Source organism: Streptomyces sp. NBC_01426 (genome assembly GCF_036231985.1).
GTDB lineage: Bacteria > Actinomycetota > Actinomycetes > Streptomycetales > Streptomycetaceae > Streptomyces.
Genome location: NZ_CP109500.1, coordinates 6531886 through 6554387, shown reverse-complemented (window position 1 = coordinate 6554387; position 22502 = coordinate 6531886). Strand labels below are relative to the sequence as shown.

The following is a 22502-nucleotide window of genomic DNA, read 5'->3' as shown; positions in this document are numbered from 1 at the left end:
CCTGCCGGCATAAGACCCGCGTTATGGTGCGGTGGGGTCACCCTGCGTAAGCTGCCCGGATGCAGCTGGAGTTGAGGCATCTGCAAGCCGTCTGCGAGATCGCGGAGGCCGGCAGCCTGGGGGGCGCGGCGCGGCGGCTGGGGATCTCACAGCCGGCGCTCTCGGCCCAGTTGCGCAGGATCGAACGGGTCACCGGCGGCGAACTCTTCGTCCGGGGCCGGCACGGCGTGGAACCGACTCCGCTGGGCCAGTTCGTGCTGGCCAAGGCACGCCGGGTCCTCCACGAGATGGACGCGCTCGGCGCCGACACCCGGGCCATGTCGACCGACGATCCGCTGCGGCTCGGCTGCATCATGCTCGTCCTGCTCGACGGCCTGCTCGCACGCACCGATCTGGCCCTGTCCGGGCGGGAGATCACCGTGGACCTGGAGGACTCGGTGACGGCCCTGGTGCGGATGCTGGGCGCGGGCCGCTACGACGTCATCGTGTACGGCGAGGTCAACGACCACGTGGTGCCGTTGCCCGGCGGTGTCCTGGCCCGGACCCTGGTCCCCCGGGAGCCCTTCTGCATCCGGATGTCCGCCCGGCACCCGCTGGCCCGGCGCGACGACCTCGAACTGGCCGACCTGGCCGACGAACAGTGGATGACCCTGGTGGAGGACGACGACGGCGGCCCCGAGGCGCTGATCGAGGCCTGCGCGAAGGCGGGTTTCGTCCCGTCACTGCGCTATCGGATCATCGACCGCAAGATGCGGCACGACCTGATCGCCGCAGGCCGGGCCATCGCGCTCAGTCAGCCCACCGCGCCCGTCGTGGACGGCACGGTGATGCGCCCCCTGGTCGGCACCCCGATCACCGGACGCATCCGGCTGGCCTGGAATCGCTCGTCGGTCTCCGCACTCCAGGCGGACGTCCTGTACCGCGCGGCGGCGGGCTCGTACCTGGCCAACATCGACAATCACCCCTTCCACCGGGCCTGGTGGGACGCCCACCCGGAGGTCCACCCGGCCCTCGACTGAACCGGACCCGCGTGAACCGGACCCGCGGCGGGACCGGGGTCGAGCGGGAGGGGCGGCGGGGACCTCGTGCCGGGGCCGTCAGCGGACGGCGTCGACCCTTGAGGGGTCCGCGTCCATGAGCGCGAGGTCGGCGGTGAGGTTGTCGAGCCAGGCCATCGCCGCGAAGAACACGGGCGCCGCCGTGGCCGGTTCGGGGCGGTGCAGGGCCCGCTCCGGCGGCGCCGACGGGGGCCTCGGGGCGCCGGCGCGGTCGGCCACCTCCCGCAGCCCGGCCGCGACCCAGGTTCCGTACTCCCGGACACCGGCCGCCTCGACGGGCCCGAGCGGCAGGCCGTCGGGGCTGTTCAGGACCCGCCGGGAGCCCCAGAGCACGTGGTGGCCGACCATCAACGCTGCCTGCCAGTCCTGGTGGGGCGCGGCCGGCCGTTGGCGTTCGGCCTGGTACTGGGCGAACGCCGTCTCGGCCATGGTCAGGGCGTGCCGCACCCGCATGTCCTCGGGGCCGGGCGGCGCCGCCGTGTCGCGGGTGGTCACCTCGACGTCGTCCGCCGCGGTGCGCAACAACACGGCGACCGCGCGCTGGAGTTCGTCGTGGGCGCCGCGCGGCCAGGCCAACACGCCGCAGACGATGCCGATCACGCTGCCGATGAGCACGTCCAGGAAGCGGACCTCGGCCAGTTGCCAGGTCACCGGCGCCAGTTGGGCGAAGACCATGGAGACGACCAGGGTGAACATCGCCTGTGCCCAGCCGACCCCCTTCACGGGCCCGACGATGAACGTGACCAGCATCAGGGGTGGCAGCATGACCTCGTAGACGGTGGTCGCCTCGCCCGCGAGCCCCAGCACGGTCCCGGCGGCGAGCGCGCCCAGGCTGGTGCCGATCAGGGCGATGCGCACGGTACCGCGGGTGGCCACGGCGGTGGTGCGGGTCAGGCTGACCACGGCGAGCATGGCCCAGAAGCCGTGTGGCAGCGAGTCGACCCCGGCCACGGTGCGGGCGACGGCGAGGGCCACGGCGAGCCGGACGGCGTTCTGGAAGTGCACGGACCTCGGGCCGCTGTGTCCGGCGATCCGGTGCCACCACAGTCGGGCCGTGCTCTGGTGGGCGTACCAGAAGCGGTCCGCCGGATCGCCCTCCCGTCCGGCCGCCCGGCCGTGCACGGCGAGTTCCGCCGCCACCCGCAGGACGAGCGCGGCGTCGGCGACCTCCAGCAGCGCGGCGTGCCGGGGGCCGGAGCCGGGCTCCGAGATCGGGGTGTCGGCGAGTTCGGCCCGCAGCCTCCACAGGGGCGCGGAGTCCGTCGGGGGCGGGTTGCCCTCCCGCAGCAGGACGGCGGTGCCGTCGGCCGATTCCCGTACGGCCCGTACGACGTGCAGGCCGGGCTTTCGGGCGGGCAGCCCGGCCGCCGGTGCGGGGAGGTTGCGGAGCCGGGCCAGCAGGGTGCGGGCCGCGAGCCCGGTGTGGGCGAGCGCGCGCTCGCGCACCCCGGGGCCGGCGGGTCGTTCCGCCTCCGGGACCAGGGAGGGGCGCAGTGTCTCGGCGACGGCCTTGGACCGTTCGGCCTCGGCGGCGGGCAGGGTGTGGGGCGGGCGTTCCAGGTCGCTCGCGCAGCGGGCCGCCTCGACGGCGGCGTCGGCGGCCAGGTCCCGGTAGCCGGGGACGCGCGGGTCGGGCAGGACGTACCGCTCGGCGAGGATCAGCAGGACCAGCCCCACGAGGGTGCCGCCCAGGCGTTCCGGGAGGTCGTCGGGGGCGTACGGCGGGAAGCTCGGCAGGATGTACATCAGCTGGAGGCCGGGGGCGGCGCCGGCCGGCCGGGGCCCGCCCGCCGCGGCGAACGCCAGGCAGAAGCCGATGACGAGCATGCCGGCGACCGCGGTCCAGGTCCGCACGGCGAGGAAGGTGCCGATCACCACCAGCACGCAGGTCACGGGCAGGACCCGCATCATGACGACGGCCCGCTGCCGGCCGCTGCCGGGGATCCGGGACAGGCCCGCCAGGGCGACGGAGGCGAACAGGGCGTAGGTGGCGCCGACGGATCGGTCCAGTCCGTACAGCAGCACGTAGAAGGCGAGGCAGGCGGCGAGGGTGACCCGGACGGACCGGCGCGCGGCCGCCGGCACGGCGCCGGTGCCCGTCCGGAGTTCCTCCAGGGCTCGCACGGTTTCAGCGTCGCACGGCCGGCGCCGGCGGGACATTCGGGGACGTCAGTCCTCCGTCGGGACGCAGAGCACGGGGACCGGCGACAGGTGCAGCAGTTTGTGCGGGGTGGAGCCGAGCAGGGCGCCGCGGATCGGGCTGTCCCCCCAGGTGCCGACGATGACGACCCGGGCCCGGTGTCGTGCGGCGGCGTCGAGCAGGGCCTGGGCCGGTTTGTCGTCGACCACCTCCACCGTCGAGGGGACTCCGGCCTCGTCGGCGGCCTCCACGGCGTGCGCGAGGGCGTTGCGGCCCGCCTGGCGGACTGCTTCGCGGTGGGCCCGGTACTCCTCCCCGGTGGCGCCGGGCGCGTTCGCCCCATAGACCAGCACCAGGGGTTCGCCGAAGGCGGTGGCCACCTCCAGGGCCACCCGCAGGGCACGTTCGGCGCCGGGTGATTCGTCGTACCCGAGGACCACGGACATGGGAGGCCTCCCGCTTCAGTGCTGTGTGGCGTGGACGAGCGCGGGGTCGGCGACGCCGCGTCGCTCCTGCCAGAACCGGCCGTCCCGGAGCCGCCAGAAGCACATGACGAGGACGCCGACGACGGCGATCCCGATCCCGATGACCAGCGGTGGTCCCAGTCCGAACCAGGAGACGCCGCCCGCCGAGTTGGCCGGGTTCGCCATGTCGCCGATCGACTCCACGAGCAGCCAGGCCAGCAGTGCGGCGCCCACCAGCGGGCCCAGACCGATGAGCAGGAAGTTGTGCACGCTCTCCGTCAGGTGGCGCCGGTAGTAGATCACGCAGGCCAGGCCGGTGAGCGCGTAGTAGAAGGCGATGAGCAGGGACAGCGCCGTCAGGGAGTCGAGCAGGGCGTTCTCGCTGAGCTGGTTGACGACGAGGTACCAGGCGATGGCGATGCCGGCGACCCACCAGGTGCTGACGTCCGGGGTGCGGAACCGCGGGTGGATGTGGGCGAGCCCCGGGGGCAGCGCGTGGCGGCGGGCCATGGACAGGGCGGTGCGGGAGGCGGGGATGATCGTGGTCTGGGTCGAGGCGAGGGCCGAGGTGCAGACGGCGAGGAGGACCACCCAGTCCCAGCCGCCCATGACCTCGTGGGCGAGGACGGCGAAGACGGCCTCCTCCTCCCCCGCGTTGTCGGTGAGGAAGGCGGTTCCGGCGTAGGCGACGACGGCGAAGCCCACGGACAGGTAGGTCACCAGCAGCACCACGGTCGACCAGATGCCCGCCTTGCCGGGGGCGGTGGCGGAGTTCTCGACCTCCTCGGTGAGGTTCACCGCGGATTCCCAACCCCAGTAGATGAAGACGCCGAGCAGCAGTCCGCCGGTGAGGGCGGCGCCGCCGGCGCCGAACGGGTTGAGCCAGTCGATGCTCGGTTTGATCGAGTCGAGGGTGCTGGTGCCGGCGTAGACGCGGTAGAGGGCGACCACCGCGAAGGTCAGCAGGAAGAAGACCTGGGCGATGATCAGCACGTCCTGGAGGCGCGCCGACATCTCCGTACCGATGACGCAGACGGCCGTCATGGCGAGGATCACCACGACGGTGAGGGTCTGTCGGATCACGGGGTCGGTCGCCCAGTCGTCGAGGCCGGCGGCGAGCAGGCCGAAGTGGACGGCCACGTCGGCGAGGGAGCCGATGACCAGCACCCCGGTCATGGCGATCGCCCAGCCGCCCAGCCAGCCGGCCCACGGGCCCATGGCCCGGGTCACCCAGGAGAAGGTGGTCCCGCAGTCCTGGTCGACCTTGTTGAGGTAGTAGAAGGCGGCGGCGATGAGCAGCATCGGGACGAAGGACGCCAGCATCACGCCGGGGGCGTAGATCCCCGCCAGTGCCACGATCGGCCCGATGACGGCGGCCAGCGAGTAGGCGGGCGAGGTGGAGTTGAGGCCGATGACGAGCGCGTCGAGGAAGCCGATCGCGTTGGCTTTGAGCCCCGCCTCCGGGATGTCGCTCGCCGGTCCGCCGGCCTTGCCGTCCTGGGCCATGTACGCATCCTCACGCACCCGGCACCGCCGCGCGAGGCGGGCGGCGGTGCCGGTGGGCCGGTCGGGCCGGGTGGGGCTCCGTCAGTCGACGGCCTGGGCGAAGCGGAAGAAGCGGTGCGGGTCGTAGGCGCGCTTGACGCTCCGCAGGCGGGTGTAGTTGCGGCCGTAGTAGGCCTCCCGCCAGTTCGTGAGCGCCGGGTCCATGTAGTTCTGGTACGAACGGCGGCTGGAACGCGGGTACAGGGTGGCGTAGCCGCCGTCGACCCAGGCCTGGGCGCGTTCGCGGTCCTCCGCGGCGGGGTCGCCGACGGGGAGGCCGACCTGGAAGCCCGCCTCGAACAGCACGTCGCGGTGGACGAAGGCGGTGGCGTCGGGGGCGACCTCGTTGATGCGGCCGCCGTAGGAGAACAGGCCCAGGAAGCGGAACTGGCCGGGCCGCGGGTCGCTCCGCAGGACGGTGAGGGCGGCCTCGGCGGTCGCCGGGGTCCAGCGCCGGTCGAAGTACACGTTGCGGTAGGTGGCGTAGCTCTCCCGGGGCAGCGCGGCCCTCGGGGAGTAGCCGATCCGGTGGCACTCCTCGACGGTGGCGTCGGCGCAGCCGTACACCTTCATCATGGCCTGCTGGTACGGGAGCTGCGCGGCCTCGCGGCTCGCGGTCGGCCGGCCCGCCGAGGCGACCAGCCGGTCGAGGTGTCGGTCCGCGGCGGCCAGGGAGCCGACGTGGGCGCCGGAGACGACGACGGTGGGGGCGGCGCCCTCGGGTGAGTCCGCGGGGAGGATGACGAACAGCTCGGAGGCGAGTTCGCGCGGTGCGTCGGCGATCCAGTCCTGCCAGGCGAGCAGGACGTCGGCGGCGTGGGCTCCGTCGTAGGTGAGGGTGTAGACGGTCATCGAGGGCGCGTCGACGGGGCGCAGTTCCAGGTCGGTGACCACCCCGAAGTTGCCGCCGCCGCCGCCGCGCAGGGCCCAGTACAGGTCCGGGTGCTCGGCGGCGGAGGCGTCGACCACCGAACCGTCGGCGAGGACGACGCGGGCGGACACGAGCCGGTCGCTGCCCATGCCGAAGGCGCGCGCCGTCAGTCCGAGGCCGCCGCCCTGCACCCAGCCGCCGATGGCCACGGTGGGGCAGGTGCCGGAGCCGAGCTGGATGCCGCGGGGGGCCAGGGTGTTGAGGATGTCGACGCCCTGGCTGCCGGGGCCGAGCCGGACGGTGTCGCGGCCCGGTCGGATGCTGTTGAGCCGGGAGACGTCGATGACGAGTCCGGTGGTGGTCGAGTAGCCGGCCTGGCTGTGGCCGCCGCTGCGGACGGCGGCGTGGAGCCCGTGGTCCTGGGCGAAGCGGACGCAGTGGGCCACGTCGGCGCTGTGGGCGCAGTAGGCGACGGCCTGGGGTCGGATCGCGTCGTAGCGGGCCATCTGGAGCTGTTTGGCCAGGTCGTACGTGGGGTCCTGGGGCAGGACCAGTCGGCCGGTCAGCCGTGCGCGCAGGCGGGCGAACGGGGCGGCGCGGTCGCTGGCGAGGGCCGCGGTCCCGAAGGCGGTGCCGGAGGCGAGGAGTCCGGCGGCCCCGGTCGCGGCGCCGGCTCTCATGAGTGTGCGTCTGCTGATCATGCGGATGGCTCCCCCGGTGGGCACGGTGTGGTGGGTGTGGTGGGTGTGGTGGATCGCGTGGGTGCGGTGGGACGGGTGGGCGCGGCGGGCGTGGGTCAGGCGGGTGTGGTGCGGCGGGTGCGGAAGGCGGGGTCCGCCTGGCGCAGCAGTTCGTCGGCGTCGTCCAGCGGTGGGCGGATCCACTGCGCGGTGAGGGTCCGCTTGAGGGTCTTGGCCTCCGCGCCGGTGAGCCGTACGGTCCGCTCCCAGCCGGTGGTGGACACCGCGCCCGCCTCTCCCAGGTCGAGGGTGGTGACGTGGGGGGCGGGGCGGAACGGTGCGGGCGCCCGGCCCGTCAGGCTCGCGGCGGCGTTGTGCCCGGCGTGTTTGCCGAGCGGGATGGCGTACTGGCAGCTCGGCAGCACGAGGTGGTCCGGGTCGGCCCGGGCGGCGGCGGTGTCCCCCGCCGCGTACACCCCGGGGACGCCGGGGACGCGGAGGAACTCGTCCACCTCCAGGCGTCCGATCGGGTCGCGGGGGCCGGGGACCAGCGCGGTGAGCGGGGCCGCGACGACCCCGCCGGTCCACACGACGGTGCGGGTGGACAGCACGGCGCCGTCCGAGAGGGTGGCGTGCGCGGGGGTCACCCGTTCCAGGGTGGTGGCCGGACGGGTGTCGACGCCGAGCCGCTCCAGTGCCTCGACGATCACCGGTCGGGGGCCGGCGCCGAGGCCGGGGGCGAGTTCCGGGTCCCGTTCCACGAGGACCACCCGCACCTCGGCGGCGGCGCCGTGGGGTGCGGCGATCGCGCGGAGCCGGCCGACGAGTTCGGTCGCGGTCTCCAGGCCGGTGAACCCCGAGCCGATGACGAGGGCGGTGAAGCGGCCCGGTGCGACGGGCTCTCGCGGCAGCCCGCGCAGATGGGTGTCCAGGGCGGTGGCGGAGTCGATGTCGTCGACGTCGAACATCAGGTCGGCGCCGGGCAACTCGGGCCGCACCAGACGGCTTCCGCACGCCAGGATCAACCGGCGGTAGGGCAGGACGCGTTCCCGGCCGGCCGCGTCCGCGGCGGTGACGCTTCGCCCGGCGCCGTCGATTCCCGTCACGGTGGCGGCGACGCGCTCCACCCCGATCGGGCCCAGGACGCGGTCGAGCGGGACCCTCATGGTGTGCGGGTCGGCCTCGTAGAGCCGGGGCCGGAGCACCAGGTCGTCCCCCGGGGTGACCAGGGTGACCGAGTGGTGGGGGGCGCCCGCCTCCCGGAGGGCGCGGACGGCGGACGCGGCCGCCCACACCCCGGCGAAACCGCCGCCGACGACGAGGATGTCGGGCATCGCGCTAGCCCTTCGCGCCGTCGGCCCGCGGGCCCGGGTCCCGGGTGATCCGGTCGAGGAGGGCGTGTACCGCGTCCACGGCGTCGGCCGCCTGGCGGGCGTGCAGCGCCGCCTCGCGGGCGTGTTCCGGGTCGTACGGGTCCTCGGGCGCGGCGTGGCCGGCGGCGCCGGGGCCGGCCGGCCCCGGGGAGGTCAGCAGCTCCAGCACGGAGCCGAGGAGCAGGGCGAGCCGGCCTCCGTTGTCCGCGAGGAAGGTCATCGACCCCTCGGCGAGGGCGGCCCGCAGGCGGGGCGCGGTGAGGGCGCCGTCGCCCGCCGAGGCGGTGAGCAGGAGTTCGCCGATGCGGGCCTCCAGCGCGGTCGGCGCCCAGCGGGCGCTCGTGTGGTCCCGGCTCAGCGTTGCCAGCAGGGAATGGACACGGGTGAGGGCGGCCGGCTCCGGGAGGACGGGGCGGGTCGACGAGGGGGCGTGCGTGGTCATGTCGCCAGCGTCCCGGCCGTCGGACAGGGCGTGACCAAGAACCGGCAAGGCGCGGGCGAGGCCCCGCCGTCGAGGGGCCGCGCTTCGGGGCGTCGGGTGCGGGGCTCAGACCTCGACGGCGAAGTGCAGGGCGCCGATGGTCAGGCCGTGGCGGTGGTAGAAGCGGTGGGCGCCCTGGTTGGTCACCCCGGAGTCGAGTTCCACGCGGACGCAGCCCTCCTGCCGGGCCCGGGTCTTCAAGGCGGCCAGCAGCAGCGCGCCGGTGCCGGTGGAGCGCCGGTCCGGATCGGTGACCAGGTCGTCGACGAACAGGATCCGACCGCGGCTGGTGGCGAGGACGCGGTGGGCCGCCACACCGAGGCAGTGGCCCGCCTCGTCGTACGCGGCGGTGAACACCAGCCCCTGTGCCTGGGCTTCGTCCGCGAAGGCCTCGAACGCCTTCTCGTCCAGCGCGGGTCGCAGGGCCCGGATGAGCGGGCCGACGTCGGCGGTGACGCGCGGGTCGCCGAGGGGCACCTCGTGGAGCGCCGCGGTGCGCGGCGGGGGCGTGGTCATGGGGGCATCGTAGGAACGGCGGCCGGGCGGCCGATGGAGCGGCGACCTCGTCCGACTCGACGTACGGGACGCGCCGGGCCTGGACTTGACGTGCGGGGCGGGGACTTGACGGACCTCGGCGGCGTGAATCGCCGTCCGGGGGCGCCGAGGTGACACACCGGGGTCGGGGAGGTGACGGACCTCGGGCGGTGATCGCCTCCGGCCGCCCGGGAGCCCCGGAACCGCACCAGAATCCGGGCCATGCGTGCTGCCTACATAGAAGAACTCGGTCCCCCCGACTCCATCCGTCACGGCGAACTGCCGCCGCCCGTTCCCGGTTCGGGCGACGTGCTGGTCGACGTCGAGGTCACCGCCGTCAACCACGTGGACACCTTCGTGCGTTCGGGCGCCTGGCGCACTCCGGTGCCGTTCCCCTTCGTCGTGGGACGGGACCTGGTGGGAACGGTGGTCTCCGCCGGTCCCGGCGCGCCCGGCTTCGCGGCGGGTGACCGGGTGTGGTGCAACAGCCTCGGTCACGCGGGCCGGCAGGGCGCCGCGGCCGAGCAGGTGGCCGTGCCCGCGGACCGGCTGTACCACCTGCCGGCGGGGGTGGATCCGGTGCACGCGGTGGCGCTGGCCCATCCGGCGGCGACGGCGCACCTCGCCCTGTTCACGCACGGTCGGGTCCGGGCCGGCGAGACGGTCCTCGTCCTCGGCGCCGCCGGGAACGTGGGGAGCGCGGCGGTGGTGATGGCCGCCCAGGCGGGTGCCCGGGTGGTGGCCGTGGCCGCCGGGCGCGATGCCCCGTACGTCCGCTCGCTGGGTGCCCGGCACGTCGTGGACTACCGCGAGGAGGACGTGCCGGCCCTGATCCGGGCGGCGGCTCCGGACGGCGTGGACCTGTACGTGGACACCTCGGGCCGCAACGACCTGGAGACGGCGGTGGAGTTGCTCGCCTCCCGGGGCAGGGTGGTCGTCCTCGCCGGGCTGCGGACGCGTCCGGTGCTGCCGGCCGGCGCCCTGTACCTCCAGGACCGCTCGGTGCTCGGCTTCGCCATCTCCCACGCCCGTACGCACGAACTGGCGGACGCCGCCGCGAACATCAACCGGTTGCTGGCCGACGGGCTGCTGAAGCCGCACGCGACCGAGGTGCTGCCGCTGAGCGAGGCGGGCACGGCGCACCGTCGGCTCGACGAGGGAAAGGTCCGCGGAAAGCTCGTCCTGCGCGTTTCCTGACACATTCCCGAATTCATCGGCGCGCGGCGCCATCGACCTGACGGATAGCAATTTCGGCCGTTGACCGACCGTCCCGACAAAGACAGGATTTCAACCATGACGAACATCATCGAAACCTCCCCGCTGTTTGAACTCCGCGCCGACATCGTGGTGAACGCCACCCCCGAGGAGGTCTACGCGGTGGTCAGCGACCTGCCGCGCAGTGCCGAATGGAGCCCGGAATGCATGGGCGGCGAATGGATCTCGGGAGAGCCCTCCGCGGTCGGTTCGATCTTCCGGGGCGAGAACCTGCGCAGCGAGCAGGTCGTCGCCTGGGCGCCGCTGGTCCGCGGCACCTGGTACACCGAGGCCCGGGTCACGGCGGCCGAGCCGGGCCGGACCTTCCGCTGGATGATGCTCACGCACGCCCAGGAGGACCAGGAGAGCGTCTGGGGCTTCGACGTGGAGGCCGACGGCTCGGGTTCCGTGCTCACCCACCACTTCCGGATGGGAAAGGCGACCGCCGGAATCCACAAGATCGTCGCGGATCTGGACGAGGCGGGGCGCCGGAAGTTCGTCGACGACTGGACGGCGAAGCTGGTGCAGGATCTCGACGCCACTCTCTCGCGCATCAAGGACGTCATCGAAAAGGCCTGAATTCAGACCGGCTTCGGCAATTCACGGACGAGAGAGTGACGCATGTTCCTCCAGCGCATAAACAACAAGGGAATTCGGCTCGGCACGCTGTTCGATCGAGCGGCCGCCCGACACCCCGGCAATTTCGTGATCCTCGACCACGATCTCGACATCGCCCCCGAACTGAGCCGTAGGGCCACCCTGACGGAGGTCGCCGAGCTGGTGGCCGAGCTGGCCTCCCGGCTGTGGTCGGTCCAGGTCCGCCCGGGCGACCACGTGGTGGTGCACAAGGGGGACGGGTTCGACATCACCCTGCTGGCCTGCGCGATCGCCCGCATCGGGGCCGTCCCGGTGCTGCTGTCGCCGAAGTTGGACGGGGCGACCGTCGCCGAGCTGCTGCGGCGCGTGGGCCGGCCGTTCCTGGTCACCGACCAGGAGAAGCTGGAGCACTCGCTGCCCGCCGAGGTGATGACCCTCTCCCGGGAGGTGCTGCTCGCGTCCGGGACGTACGAGGGCGCGAAGGCGTTCGCCGCGCTCGCCGGGGCCCCCCGGGTGCCGGCGGTCGCCATGCCCGCCGACCACCCCACCCTGATCACGCACACCTCGGGCACGACCGGCACGCCGAAGCTCGCGGTGCACACCGGCACCAGCTTCCAGGCGCGCTACCGGCCGCAGGCCACCGTGGTGTCGACGGCCGTGCGGCGCAGCGAACCGATCGCCGTGCACGTCTCGTTCGTCCACTCGCGGATGTTCACCGCGATGCCCATCGCCGTGCTCCAGGGACATCCCCTGATCGTGTTGCGCGACGACGACCCGGAGACGGTGGGCGACCTGTTCAGCCAGGTGCCGCCGGGGTTCATCGAGGCGCACCCCAACACCTTCCTGCGCTGGGAGGTGTTGGCCGAGGATCCGCGTCGGCCGCTGGCCAACGTGAAGTACTTCTCCAGCACCTTCGACGCGATCCACCCCCGGACGGTGAACCGGCTGCTCCAGGCCTCCGGACGCAAGAACCGCCGGTTCGCGCAGGCCTACGGCCAGAGCGAGGTCGGCCCGATCGCGGCCCGTACGTACTCCCTCAAGGACGGCGCCGACTTCAACGGTCGGTGCGTGGGCGTGCCGTTCCCCGGGATGACGGGAGTGCGGGTCGTCAGCCGCGACGGCAACCCGCCGGACAAGGACAACCCGGGCTGGATCGAGGTCCGCAGCGACGGCCGGATCATCAGCTACCTCGGCGAGCACCAGCGCTGGGAGAAGCAGGTCAACGACGGCTGGTGGCGCATGGGCGACGTCGGCTACCGCACCAAGTGGGGCTGTCTGCACCTGCTGGACCGCGAGGTGGACGAGATCCCGGGCGTCAAGAGCACCCTGGAGATCGAGGACAAGCTGTTCACCCGCGTCCCCGAGCTCGTCGAGGTCATCATCATCCCCGGCCCCGACGGCACCGCCGTCCCCGTGGTCAGCACCCGGGACGACAAGCCGCTGGACCTGGCCGCCTGGCAGTCGGCCGTGGTCGGGCTGCCGCCGCTGGCGGAGCCCGTGCAGTGGCGGCTGGAGGACCTCCCGCAGACCGCGACCACGAAGATCAAGCGCCTGGAGCTGGCCCGGCTGCTCGGCGCCGGCGAGTCCACGAGCACCGCCAACTAGTCGTCCGCGCACCGTAGGAATGGGAGTTCCGCAATGAAGAAGAGCCGAGTAGAGCTCGCCGTCATCGGCGCCGGACCGCGCGGCCTGTCCGTCCTGGAGCGGCTGATCGCCGCCGAGCGGACCGCGCCGTCGCGCGAGGGCGTCGTGGTGCACGTCGTGGACCCCTCCGCGCCCGGCGCCGGAACGGTGTGGCGCGCGGCCCAGTCCCGGCACCTGCTGATGAACACCGTCGCCTCGCAGATCACCGTCTTCACGGACCACAGCGTCCGCATCGACGGGCCCATCGAGCCGGGGCCGAGCCTCTACGAGTGGGCGCAGGGCCTGGCCCTGCTCGGCGACCGTGACAGCCACGACGAGGCCACGCTGGCCGAGGCCCGCCGGATGGGCCCGAACACGTACCCCACGCGCGCCTTCTACGGCACCTACCTGGGCGACTGCTTCCGCCGGGTCGTCGAGAGCGCGCCCGGCCACGTCACGGTGCACGTGCACCGGACGCGTGCGGTGGCCATGGCCGACACCCACGGGGTGCCCGGTGGACCGCAGGGCGTGCGGCTGGAGAACGGCGTCCGGCTGAACGCGCTCGACGCCATCGTGATGGCGCAGGGGCACGTGCCGGCCCGGCTCACCAGCCGGGAGGCCCGGACGGCCAGCCTGGCCCGGATCCACCACCTCACCTACCTCACGCCCTCGAACCCGGCGGACCTCGACCTCAGCGGCATCGAGGCGGGCCAGAACGTGCTGCTGCGCGGTCTGGGCCTGAACTTCTTCGACCACATGGCGCTGCTGACGGCGGGCCGCGGCGGAGCCTTCGAGCGGGAGGGCGACAAGCTCGTGTACCGCCCGTCCGGGCAGGAGCCCCGGCTGTACGCGTTCTCGCGGCGCGGCATCCCGTACCACGCGCGCGGCGAGAACGAGAAGGGCGCGCACGGGCGTTACTACCCGCGGCTGCTGACCGCCGAGTTCATCGCGGCGCTCAAGGAGGACGCCCGGGACGGCCGGCCGGTCAGTTTCAGCGCCGACCTGTGGCCGCTGATCGCCCGCGAGGTGGAGAGCGTCTACTACGGCACCCTGCTCACGCAGCGCGGCCGGGACGCCGAGCGCGAGCCGTTCGTGGAGCAGTACCTGGCGCTGGAGCCGGACGCCGACGCCGCGGCGCTGCTGACGGCGCACGGCATCGACGAGGCCGACCGCTGGGACTGGGAAGCCCTCTCCCGGCCCTACCGCGACCGGGTGTTCACCGGCCGCGCCGACTTCACCGCCTGGCTGCTGGACTACCTGGCCCGCGACGTGGTCGCGGCCAAGCAGGGGAACGTCAGCGGGCCGGTGAAGGCCGCCCTGGACCTGCTGCGCGACCTGCGCAACGAGATCCGGCTGGCGGTCGACCACGGCGGGCTGGAGGGCACCTCGCACCGCGACGACCTGGAGGGCTGGTACACGCCGCTGAACGCGTTCCTGTCCATCGGCCCGCCGGCCTCCCGGATCGAGGAGATGGGCGCCCTGATCGAGGCGGGGGTCCTGACCATCCTCGGCCCCGGGGTGCAGGTCCGCATCGACACGACCGCACAGTTGTACGTGGCCGAGTCCTCGGTGGTTCCCGGGCCGGCGATCCGCGCGACCGCCCTGATCGAGGCCCGCCTGCCGGAGCCCGATCTGCGGCGCACGGCGGACCCGTTGCTGCGCCACCTCCTGGACACCGACCAGGCCGCCACCTACCGGATCGACGCCGCGCAGGGCACCACGTACGAGACGGGCGGCCTCGCGGTGACCGAGCGGCCGTTCCACATGCTCGACGCGCGGGGCCGGGCGCATCCGCGGCGGTTCGCGTACGGGGTGCCCACCGAATCGGTGCACTGGGTGACCGCGGCGGGCATCCGTCCGGGCGTGGACTCCGTGACGCTCGGGGACTCCGACGCCATCGCCCGCGCGGTACTGGACCTGCCCGCGGTGGCGCACGTGCCGGCCGGGCTGGGGCCGGTGGACGCCGGCACCGACCTCACCGGAGTGATCGTCTGATGCCGGGTGGTCTGCGCCTGGTCGACCCGGCCGCGCCCCCGCCGGCGGCCGAGGTCGAGCCGGCCCCCGCGACGGCGCCCGACGCGGGCCTGCTCTCGCCGGTCCGCGCCGGCACCCCCGTCGAGGCGGTGACCGGGGACCCCGCCTGGCTCCAGGCCATGTTGGACGCCGAGGCGGCGTTGGCCCGGGCCCAGGCCCGGCTGGGCACCCTGCCCTGGCGGGCCGCCGACGCCATCACCGACGCGGCCCGGGCGGAGCGGCTGGACCTGCGCGAGCTGGCCGTCGCGGCGCGGGAGACGGCCAACCCGGTCGTGGGCCTGGTGCGGGCGCTGACCGCGGTGGTCGCGGCGGACTCCCCGGAGGCCGCCGAGTACGTCCACCGCGGCTCCACCAGCCAGGACATCTTCGACACCGGGGCGATGCTGGTGGCGCACCGCGCGCTGGCGCTCGTCCGGGAGGACCTGACGCGTACCGCGACGGCCCTGGCCGCGCTGGCCGGGGAGCACCGGGACACGCTGATCGCCGGTCGGACGATGGCACTGCACGCCGTGCCGACGACGTTCGGGTTGAAGGCGGCGGGCTGGCTCCAGCTGGTGCGCGAGGCCCGGGAGCGGCTGACGCGGGTCCAGGAGGAGGGGCTGCCCGTCTCGCTGGGCGGGGCGGCGGGAACCCTGGCCGGATACGTCGAGTACGCCGTCCTCGACGGCCCCGAGGGCTCCGAGGACGTGCTGGACCCGGGGGTCTTCCACGACCGGCTGGTCGCCGCGTACGCCGCCGAGACGGGCCTGGCCCGGCCGGCGCTGCCGTGGCACAGCCTGCGCACGCCCCTCGCCGACCTGGCGGCCGCGCTGGCCTTCACGGCGGGGGCACTCGGGAAGATCGCCGTGGACGTGCAGGGCATGGCCCGGACCGAGGTCGGCGAACTCGCCGAACCGGGCGGCGCCGGGCGGGGAAGTTCCTCCGCGATGCCCCACAAGCGCAATCCGGTGCTGTCCACGCTGATCCGCAGCGCGGCCCTCCAGGTCCCGGCCCTGGCGGGCGCGTTGACGGCCTGTCTGGTGTCGGAGGACGAGCGGTCCGCGGGCGCCTGGCACGCCGAGTGGTTGTTGCTGCGGGAGTGTCTGCGGCTGGTGGGCGGCGCCTCGCACACGGCGGTGGAACTGACCGAGGGCCTGGAGGTCAGGTCGGAGCGGATGCGCGCCAACCTGGACCTCACCGGCAGCGCGGTGGTCTCGGAGCGGATCGTGGCCGTGCTCGCCCCGCGGCTCGGGAAGGCCGCGGCCCGCACGCTGTTGAACGAGGCCACGGCGACGGCCGGCGCCGCGGGGCGACCGCTCGCGGACGTCCTCGCCGAGGCCCCCGAGCTGGCGGGCGTCCTGGGTCCGGCGGCGCTGGCGGGCCTGTGCGATCCGGCCGGGTACACGGGCGCGGCCCGCGCCCTGGTGGAACGCGCCCTGGTGGAACCCGCCCCCAAGCGGCCCTGAGCGTCGCCGAGTTGCCCCGAGCGCCCCGAGCGGCACCCCGTCGGGCCCGGTGCGCCGCGAGGCGGACCGGGCCCCCAGAGAGGAGAGACATGAAGAGCAGACCCGCCGCCGGGCGGTGGATCGAAGGCTGGAACCCGGAGGACGAGGAGTACTGGGAGCGCACCGGGAAGCGGATCGCGCGCCGCAACCTGGTGCTGTCCGTGCTGTCCGAGCACATCGGGTTCTCGGTGTGGAGCATGTGGTCGGTGCTCGTGCTGTTCATGTCGCCGGAGATCGGCCTCGGGTTCACACCCGGTGAGAAGTTCCTGCTCGTCGTGGTGCCGACCCTGGTCGGCGCCGTGTTGCGGCTGCCGTACAGCTGGGCGGTGACCCGGTACGGCGGCCGCAACTGGACCGTGTTCGCCTCGGCCGTGCTGCTGGTGCCGGCGCTGCTCGCGTTCGTCTTCGTGCAGCGCCCGGGGACCCCGCTGTGGGTGTTCCTGGTGATCGGTGCCACGGCCGGTGCGGGCGGCGCCAACTTCGCCTCCTCGATGACCAACATCACCACCTTCTTCCCGCAGAACCGCCAGGGCTGGGCCCTGGGGGTGAACGCCGGCGGCGGCAACCTGGGCGTGGCCGTGGTGCAGTTGCTGGGCCTGCTGGTGATCGCCACCGCCGGGGACACCCACCCGTCGTACGTGGCGGCCGTCTACCTCCCGCTGATCGTGCTCTGCGCGCTGCTCGCGGCCCTGAAGATGGACAACGTGGACGCGGTCCGGGCCCGGCCCGGGGCGCTGCGCGAGGCCGCCGCGAGCCGCCACACCTGGTTCATCTCCTTCCTGTACATCGGCACGTTCGGTTCCTTCATCGGCTACGGGTTCGCCTTCGGGCTGGTGTTGCAGAACGAGTTCGGCTCGACCCCGCTCGAAGCGGCCTCGTACACGTTCATCGGTCCGCTGCTCGGCTCGGTGTCACGGCCGCTCGGCGGGAAGCTCGCCGACCGCTGGGGCGGGGCGCGCGTCACCCTGTGGGCGTTCCTCGCGCTGACCCTGGGAACCGCCGGGCTGCTGCTGGCCTCGCGGGCCGGGTCCTTCGGGGCGTTCGTCGCGGCCTTCACCCTGGTCTTCGTGCTCAGCGGGCTCGGCAACGGCTCCACGTACAAGCTGATCCCGGCCGCGGCCGCCGCCGAGGCGGAGGCCACCATCACCTCGGGCGGCGAGGCCCGGGAGGCCTTCGCCCGGGCCCGTCGGATCTCGGGCGCCGCCATCGGGATCGCGGGCGCGGTCGGCGCGCTCGGCGGGGTCGCCATCAACCTGGCGTTCCGCGCCTCCTACCAAGGGCCGCAGGGCAGCGGCACCACCGCGTTCGCCTGCTTCCTCGGCTACTACGCGCTCTGCATGCTGCTCACCTGGTCGGTGTACCTGCGTCCCGGGCGGCGGGCCGCCCAGGCACCCGCCCCGGCCCGCGAGCCGAGGCCGGCCCGTGTCCGCTGACCTCGCCGCGGCGCCCGAGGCCGCCACGCACTGCGCGTACTGCGCCCTCCAGTGCCCGACCGTGCTGCGCGACGAGGGCGACACGGTCGCCGTCCGGCCGGCCGACCCCGACGGGGGCGGCCTGTGCCAGAAGGGCTGGACGGCCCCCGCGGTGCTCCGCGCGCCCGACCGGCTGCGGACCCCGCTGGTGCGCGGCCCCGACGGGCGACTGACCCCCACCGACTGGGATGCGGCGCTCGACCTGGTCGCCGGTCGCCTCGCACGGCTGCGCGGGGAGCACGGCGCGGACGCGGTCGGGGTGTTCGGCAGTGGCGGCCTGACCAACGAGAAGGCCTACCTGCTCGGCAAGTTCGCCCGGGTGGCGCTCGGCACCAGCAGGATCGACTACAACGGTCGCTTCTGCATGTCGTCGGCCGCCGCCGCCGGGAACGCCGCCTTCGGGCTCGACCGGGGTCTGCCGTTCCCCGTCGCGGACCTGGGGCGGGCGGAGGTCATCCTGCTGGCCGGCGCCAACCCGGCCGAGACGATGCCGCCGCTGATGCGGCACCTCGACCGGGCGCGTCTCGTCGTGATCGACCCGCGTCGCACCCGTACGGCGGAACTGGCCGCACTGCACCTCCAGCCCGTGCCGGGCACCGATCTGGCGCTGGCGCTCGGACTGTTCCACCTCGCCGTCACGGAAGGCCTGCTCGACGAGGCGTACCTGGCCGAGCGCACCACCGGCTTCGACGAGGCCTGGCGGCGGGCCGTGGCCTGGTGGCCCGAGCGGGTGGAGGGGGTCACCGGCGTGCCGGTCGCGGACATGCGCGAGGCCGTGCGGATGCTCGCCGGGGCGGACCGCCGGTACGTGCTCACCGGGCGCGGCGCCGAACAGCACAGCAAGGGCACCGACACGGTGTCCGCGTTCGTCAACCTGTCGCTCGCGCTGGGCCTGCCGGGCCGCCCGGGCAGCGGGTACGGCTGCCTGACCGGCCAGGGCAACGGGCAGGGTGGACGCGAGCACGGTCAGAAGGCCGACCAGCTCCCCGGATACCGGATGATCACCGATCCGGCGGCGCGCGCCCACGTCGCGGGCGTCTGGGGCGTGGAGCCCGACACCCTGCCCGGCCCGGGGACCGGCGCCTACCAGCTGCTCGACTCCCTGGGCACGCCCGGCGGGCCCAAGGCCCTGCTCGTCTTCGGCTCCAATCCGGCGGTGTCCGCCCCGAACGCGGCGCACGTGTCGCGTCGGCTGGCCGCCCTGGACCTGCTGGTCGTCGCCGACTTCGTGCCGTCCGAGACGGCGGCCCTGGCCGACGTGGTGCTGCCCGTCACCCAGTGGGCCGAGGAGGAGGGCACCCTGACCAATCTGGAGGGGCGGGTGGTGCGCCGCCGCCCGGTACTGACCCCGCCGCCCGGGGTACGGACCGACCTCGACGTGCTCCACGACCTCGCGGTGCGACTGGGACAGCCCCCGGAACGGTTCCCGACGGCGCCGCGCACGGTCTTCGAGGAACTGCGCCGGGCCTCCGCCGGGGGCCGCGCCGACTACGCGGGGATCAGCTGGGAACGGCTCGACGCGGGCGAGGCGTTGTACTGGCCCTGCCCCGCGGCCGACGGCGACGCCCCGCACCCCGGCACGCCCCGCATGTTCCTGGACCGCTTCGCGCACCCGGACGGGCGGGCCCGGTTCGCCCCGGTGGAGGACCGGGACTCCGCGGAGGTCCCGGACGCCGAGCGGCCGCTCCTCGCGACGACGGGCCGGGTCCTGGCCCACTACCAGTCGGGGGCGCAGACCCGCCGGGTACCCGAACTGATGGCCGTCGCGCCGGAGGTGTTCGTCGAGGTCCACCCGGACACGGCCGGGCGCTTCGGACTCGCCGACGGCGCTCACGCCCGGGTCGTCTCCGCACACGGGGCGGTGGTGGCCCGCGTCCGGCTGGTGGAGAGCCTGCGCACCGACACCGTGTTCGTCCCGTTCCACTTTCCCGGCGAGGGCCGGGCCAACCTGATGACCGGGCCCGCCCTGGACCCGGTCAGCGGCATGCCGGCGTTCAAGTTGGCCGCCGTCCGCGTCGAACCCTGGTCGGAGTCCTCGTGAACCGGATCGTCGTCGTCGGCAACGGCCCGGCCGCCCACCGGCTCTGCGCCTCCCTGCACCGGCTCGGGCACCGGGACCCGGTGACCGTCCTGGGAGCCGAGCCCCACGCCGCCTACAACCGGGCCCTGCTGCTGTCGGTCCTGGACGGCACCCTGCCCGGCCGGGCCCTGGAGCTGGCCGCGCCGCCCGGGAACGCGCGGGTGCGCCGGGCGGCCGTCGTGACCGGCATCGACCGTGCCCGCCGCGAGGTCCGTACCGCCGACGGGACCGTGTACGGGTACGAGGTCCTGGTGCTGGCCACCGGGGCGCGCCCGCGGTCCCCCGGCTTCGACTCCCCCGCCGTGCGCCGGCTGGGCACCCTCGCCGACGCCGAACCGCCCCCGGAGGGGCCGGTGGTGATCGCCGGCGGCGGACTGCGCGGGGCGGGCGCCGCCGCCGCGCTGAGCCGCGCCGGGCACGAGGTCACGTTGGTGCACTCCGGGCCGCGGCTCGCCCACCGCGACCTCGACGGGCCGGGCTCCGCGGTACTGGCGCGGACCCTGGAGAAGGCCGGCGTGGCCCTGGAACTCGGGCGCCGGGTGGCCGGCGCCGAGCACGGCAAGGCCGTGCTCGACGACGGCCGACCGCTCGCGGCGGCCACCGTGTTGGCGTGCGCGGGCAGCGTCCCGGAGACCGGGGCGGCCCGGGCAGCGGGGCTGGAGGTGCGGCGCGGGATCGTCGTGGACGACCGGCTGCGCACCGGCGATCCGCGGATCCACGCCATCGGGGACTGCGCCGAACACGCGGGCGCCGCCGGGGACTCCCTGGCGTCGGCGTGGGAACAGGCGGACGCCCTCGCGGGCATCCTGACCGGCTCGGACACGGCGTACCGGCCGACGCGACGCGTGCTGCGCCCCGGGATCCGGGGATTGGACCTGACGGTCGTCGGCCCGGGCGGGGAGCCGGACCGGGAACCGGCCCCGGGCGAGGAGACCGTGTCGCTGTCCGATCCGGCGGGCGGGCGCCACGCCCGACTGCGGCTGCGCGACGGCCGGATCCGGTCCGGGATCGTCGTGGGGTTCCCGCAGGCCGTCGCCGCCGTGGGCCGGCTGTACGCGCGGGACCACCCGGTGCCGAGCGACCGGCTGGCCCTGCTGATCGGCTCCGCCGGCGGGTACGCGTCCTCGGGCGCGCTGCCGGACACGGCCGTGGTCTGCCAGTGCAACAACGTGACCCGCAAGGCCCTCCGGCGGGCCTGGGACGGCGGTGCCCGCGCCGTGCCCGCGCTCGCCGCCGCGACCCGGGCCACCACCGGCTGCGGGACCTGTGTCGCGGCGGTGGGCCGGCTGTGCGCCGAACTCACCGGATCCGCGGAAGGGGGACCCGACGCATGAGCGGGACCCTGGTCCTCGCCGGCCACGGCATGGTCGGCCACCGACTCCTCGAACACCTGCGGGCGGACGAGCGGTTCGCGTCGTGGCGGATCGTCGTCGCCGCCGAGGAACCGCGCGCGGCCTACGACCGGGTCGCGCTGTCCTCGTACCTGGACGGGCGGAGCGCCCGGGACCTGACGCTGACCGGCCCCGAGGTGCTGGAGGACCCCCGGGTCGAACTGCGGCTCGGAGTTCCGGTCGTCTCGATCGACCGGGCGGCCCGTACGGTGACCTTCGCGGACGGCTCGGACGTGCGGTACGACGCGCTCGTGCTGGCCACCGGGTCGAAGCCGTTCGTGCCGCCGATCCCCGGTCACACCCTGCCGGGCTGCTTCACGTACCGGACCCTCGCGGACCTCGACGCGCTGCGCGCGGCCGCCGAACCGGGCGCCGCCGGCGTGGTGATCGGCGGCGGGCTGCTCGGGCTGGAGGCGGCGCAGGCACTGCGTTCGCTGGGGATGCGACCCCACGTGGTGGAGGTGGCCCCGCACCTGATGCCGCTCCAACTCGACGAGGGGGGCGGCGCGGTGCTGGCCCGCCTGGTGGGCCGGCTCGGCATGGGCGTGCACTGCGGCCGCGGCGTGGCGTCCGTGGACGCGGGCCCCGACGGACGGGTCTGCGGGGTGACGCTCGCCGACGGCGACGTGCTGCCCGCCCGCTGCGTGGTGTTCTCGGCGGGGGTCCGGCCGCGCGACGAACTGGCGGGGCCGGCCGGACTGGCGCGCGGGGAGCGGGGCGGGTTCCTGGTGGACGCCCACTGCCGTACCGAGGACCCCCGGATCTGGGCGATCGGCGAGTGCGCGGCCGTGCTGGGCCGCTGCCACGGCCTGGTCGCCCCCGGCTATCTGATGGCCGAGAGCGTGGCCGCGCAACTGACCGGCAGGGCGTCCGAGCCCTTCCCGGGCGCCGACACCTCGGCGAAGCTCAAGGTGTTCGGCGTGGACGTGGCCGGGTTCGGCGACGTCCACGCCCGGGTCGAGGGCGCGCTGTCCTTCGTACGGGAGGACCACGCGGCCGCCACCTACGCCAAGTTGGTCCTCGGACCGGACGGCCGCACCCTGCTCGGCGGCGTCCTGGCCGGCGACACGCGCGCCTACGGGGAACTCCGCTCGATGCTGGGCCACGAACTGACCGGACCCCCGGAGCGGCTCCTCGTCTGAGACGGGGCCGCGGCTCGCGGCGGCCGGGAGGCAGGGTGGGGCGGGGCGGCGCTACGGCGCCGCCCCGCCTTTTACCGTTCCCGGCCCGCCGGGCGAGGGCGGGTGCGACACCCTCGCGGCGTACGGTGGCCGCCCCCGGCCGGCGTGCGCCGAAGGCACAGCCTCCCCGGGAAGCGGCGTGCCCGTCACGGGAGTCCTGACGCCCGTCCCGGTATCGCGGTATCCGTGTCGGGACGGCCGGAGCCCGAGCCCTCGCCCCGGCCCGGCGACGCCAACGCC

At 74.5% G+C, this 22502-nt stretch carries 17 protein-coding genes; 10 read left to right on the top strand and 7 right to left on the bottom strand.

Going from position 1 to position 22502, the window contains the following annotated elements; all coding sequences use genetic code 11:
* The first annotated feature begins 59 nt into the window (after window positions 1–59).
* Entirely contained in the window at window positions 60–1019 is a 960-nt protein-coding gene (locus OG906_RS29295) for a LysR family transcriptional regulator (RefSeq protein WP_267797034.1), read from the top strand.
* Window positions 1020–1097: 78 nt separating this feature from the next.
* Here the strand turns inward: OG906_RS29295 and OG906_RS29290 are convergent, their stop codons facing one another.
* The 7 genes from OG906_RS29290 to OG906_RS29260 all read right to left on the bottom strand — a co-directional run bounded on the left by OG906_RS29290 (window position 1098) and on the right by OG906_RS29260 (window position 9128).
* Window positions 1098–3182 carry an FUSC family protein gene (locus OG906_RS29290; RefSeq protein ID WP_329447055.1) on the bottom strand — a complete coding sequence of 695 codons (2085 nt, stop codon included), beginning with the start codon at window positions 3180–3182 and terminating at the stop codon, window positions 1098–1100.
* 45 nt (window positions 3183–3227) lie between these two features.
* The gene (locus OG906_RS29285; protein ID WP_329447053.1) at window positions 3228–3644 is read right to left on the bottom strand and encodes a universal stress protein; all 417 of its coding nucleotides are present in this window, start codon (window positions 3642–3644) and stop codon (window positions 3228–3230) included.
* A 15-nt stretch (window positions 3645–3659) separates the two neighbouring features.
* A complete protein-coding gene (locus OG906_RS29280) occupies window positions 3660–5168 on the bottom strand; it encodes an APC family permease (protein ID WP_329447051.1) in 1509 nt (502 codons plus the stop codon).
* 81 nt (window positions 5169–5249) lie between these two features.
* Entirely contained in the window at window positions 5250–6779 is a 1530-nt protein-coding gene (locus OG906_RS29275) for an FAD-binding oxidoreductase (protein ID WP_329447049.1), read from the bottom strand.
* A gap of 95 nt (window positions 6780–6874) precedes the next feature.
* Window positions 6875–8092 carry an NAD(P)/FAD-dependent oxidoreductase gene (locus tag OG906_RS29270; RefSeq protein WP_329447047.1) on the bottom strand — a complete coding sequence of 406 codons (1218 nt, stop codon included), beginning with the start codon at window positions 8090–8092 and terminating at the stop codon, window positions 6875–6877.
* A gap of 4 nt (window positions 8093–8096) precedes the next feature.
* On the bottom strand, window positions 8097–8573 hold the full coding sequence (locus OG906_RS29265; RefSeq protein WP_329447045.1) for a hypothetical protein: 477 nt from the start codon (window positions 8571–8573) through the stop codon (window positions 8097–8099).
* Between the two features lie 105 nt (window positions 8574–8678).
* Complete coding sequence (locus OG906_RS29260) at window positions 8679–9128, bottom strand: GNAT family N-acetyltransferase (protein WP_329447043.1); 450 nt, start codon at window positions 9126–9128, stop codon at window positions 8679–8681.
* A gap of 240 nt (window positions 9129–9368) precedes the next feature.
* On the opposite strand from OG906_RS29260, the gene OG906_RS29255 reads away from it, so the two are divergent.
* The 9 genes from OG906_RS29255 to OG906_RS29215 all read left to right on the top strand — a co-directional run bounded on the left by OG906_RS29255 (window position 9369) and on the right by OG906_RS29215 (window position 22223).
* Entirely contained in the window at window positions 9369–10343 is a 975-nt protein-coding gene (locus OG906_RS29255; protein ID WP_267797042.1) for an NADPH:quinone reductase, read from the top strand.
* A gap of 96 nt (window positions 10344–10439) precedes the next feature.
* Window positions 10440–10979: an SRPBCC family protein gene (locus OG906_RS29250; RefSeq protein WP_267797043.1), complete on the top strand. Its 540-nt coding sequence runs from the start codon at window positions 10440–10442 to the stop codon at window positions 10977–10979.
* Between the two features lie 42 nt (window positions 10980–11021).
* Complete coding sequence (locus tag OG906_RS29245) at window positions 11022–12602, top strand: class I adenylate-forming enzyme family protein (RefSeq protein WP_329447041.1); 1581 nt, start codon at window positions 11022–11024, stop codon at window positions 12600–12602.
* Window positions 12603–12635: 33 nt separating this feature from the next.
* On the top strand, window positions 12636–14615 hold the full coding sequence (locus OG906_RS29240; protein ID WP_329447040.1) for an FAD/NAD(P)-binding protein: 1980 nt from the start codon (window positions 12636–12638) through the stop codon (window positions 14613–14615).
* The gene (pcaB, locus tag OG906_RS29235; RefSeq protein WP_329447038.1) at window positions 14615–16099 is read left to right on the top strand and encodes a 3-carboxy-cis,cis-muconate cycloisomerase; all 1485 of its coding nucleotides are present in this window, start codon (window positions 14615–14617) and stop codon (window positions 16097–16099) included. Before OG906_RS29240 ends, pcaB begins: the two co-directional genes overlap by 1 nt.
* Window positions 16100–16188: 89 nt before the next feature.
* A complete protein-coding gene (locus tag OG906_RS29230) occupies window positions 16189–17571 on the top strand; it encodes a nitrate/nitrite transporter (RefSeq protein WP_329447036.1) in 1383 nt (460 codons plus the stop codon).
* Entirely contained in the window at window positions 17561–19651 is a 2091-nt protein-coding gene (locus OG906_RS29225) for a molybdopterin oxidoreductase family protein (protein WP_329447034.1), read from the top strand. Before OG906_RS29230 ends, OG906_RS29225 begins: the two co-directional genes overlap by 11 nt.
* On the top strand, window positions 19648–21024 hold the full coding sequence (locus OG906_RS29220; RefSeq protein WP_329447033.1) for an FAD-dependent oxidoreductase: 1377 nt from the start codon (window positions 19648–19650) through the stop codon (window positions 21022–21024). Before OG906_RS29225 ends, OG906_RS29220 begins: the two co-directional genes overlap by 4 nt.
* Window positions 21021–22223 carry an NAD(P)/FAD-dependent oxidoreductase gene (locus OG906_RS29215; protein WP_329447032.1) on the top strand — a complete coding sequence of 401 codons (1203 nt, stop codon included), beginning with the start codon at window positions 21021–21023 and terminating at the stop codon, window positions 22221–22223. Before OG906_RS29220 ends, OG906_RS29215 begins: the two co-directional genes overlap by 4 nt.
* The last annotated feature ends 279 nt before the right edge of the window (window positions 22224–22502 follow it).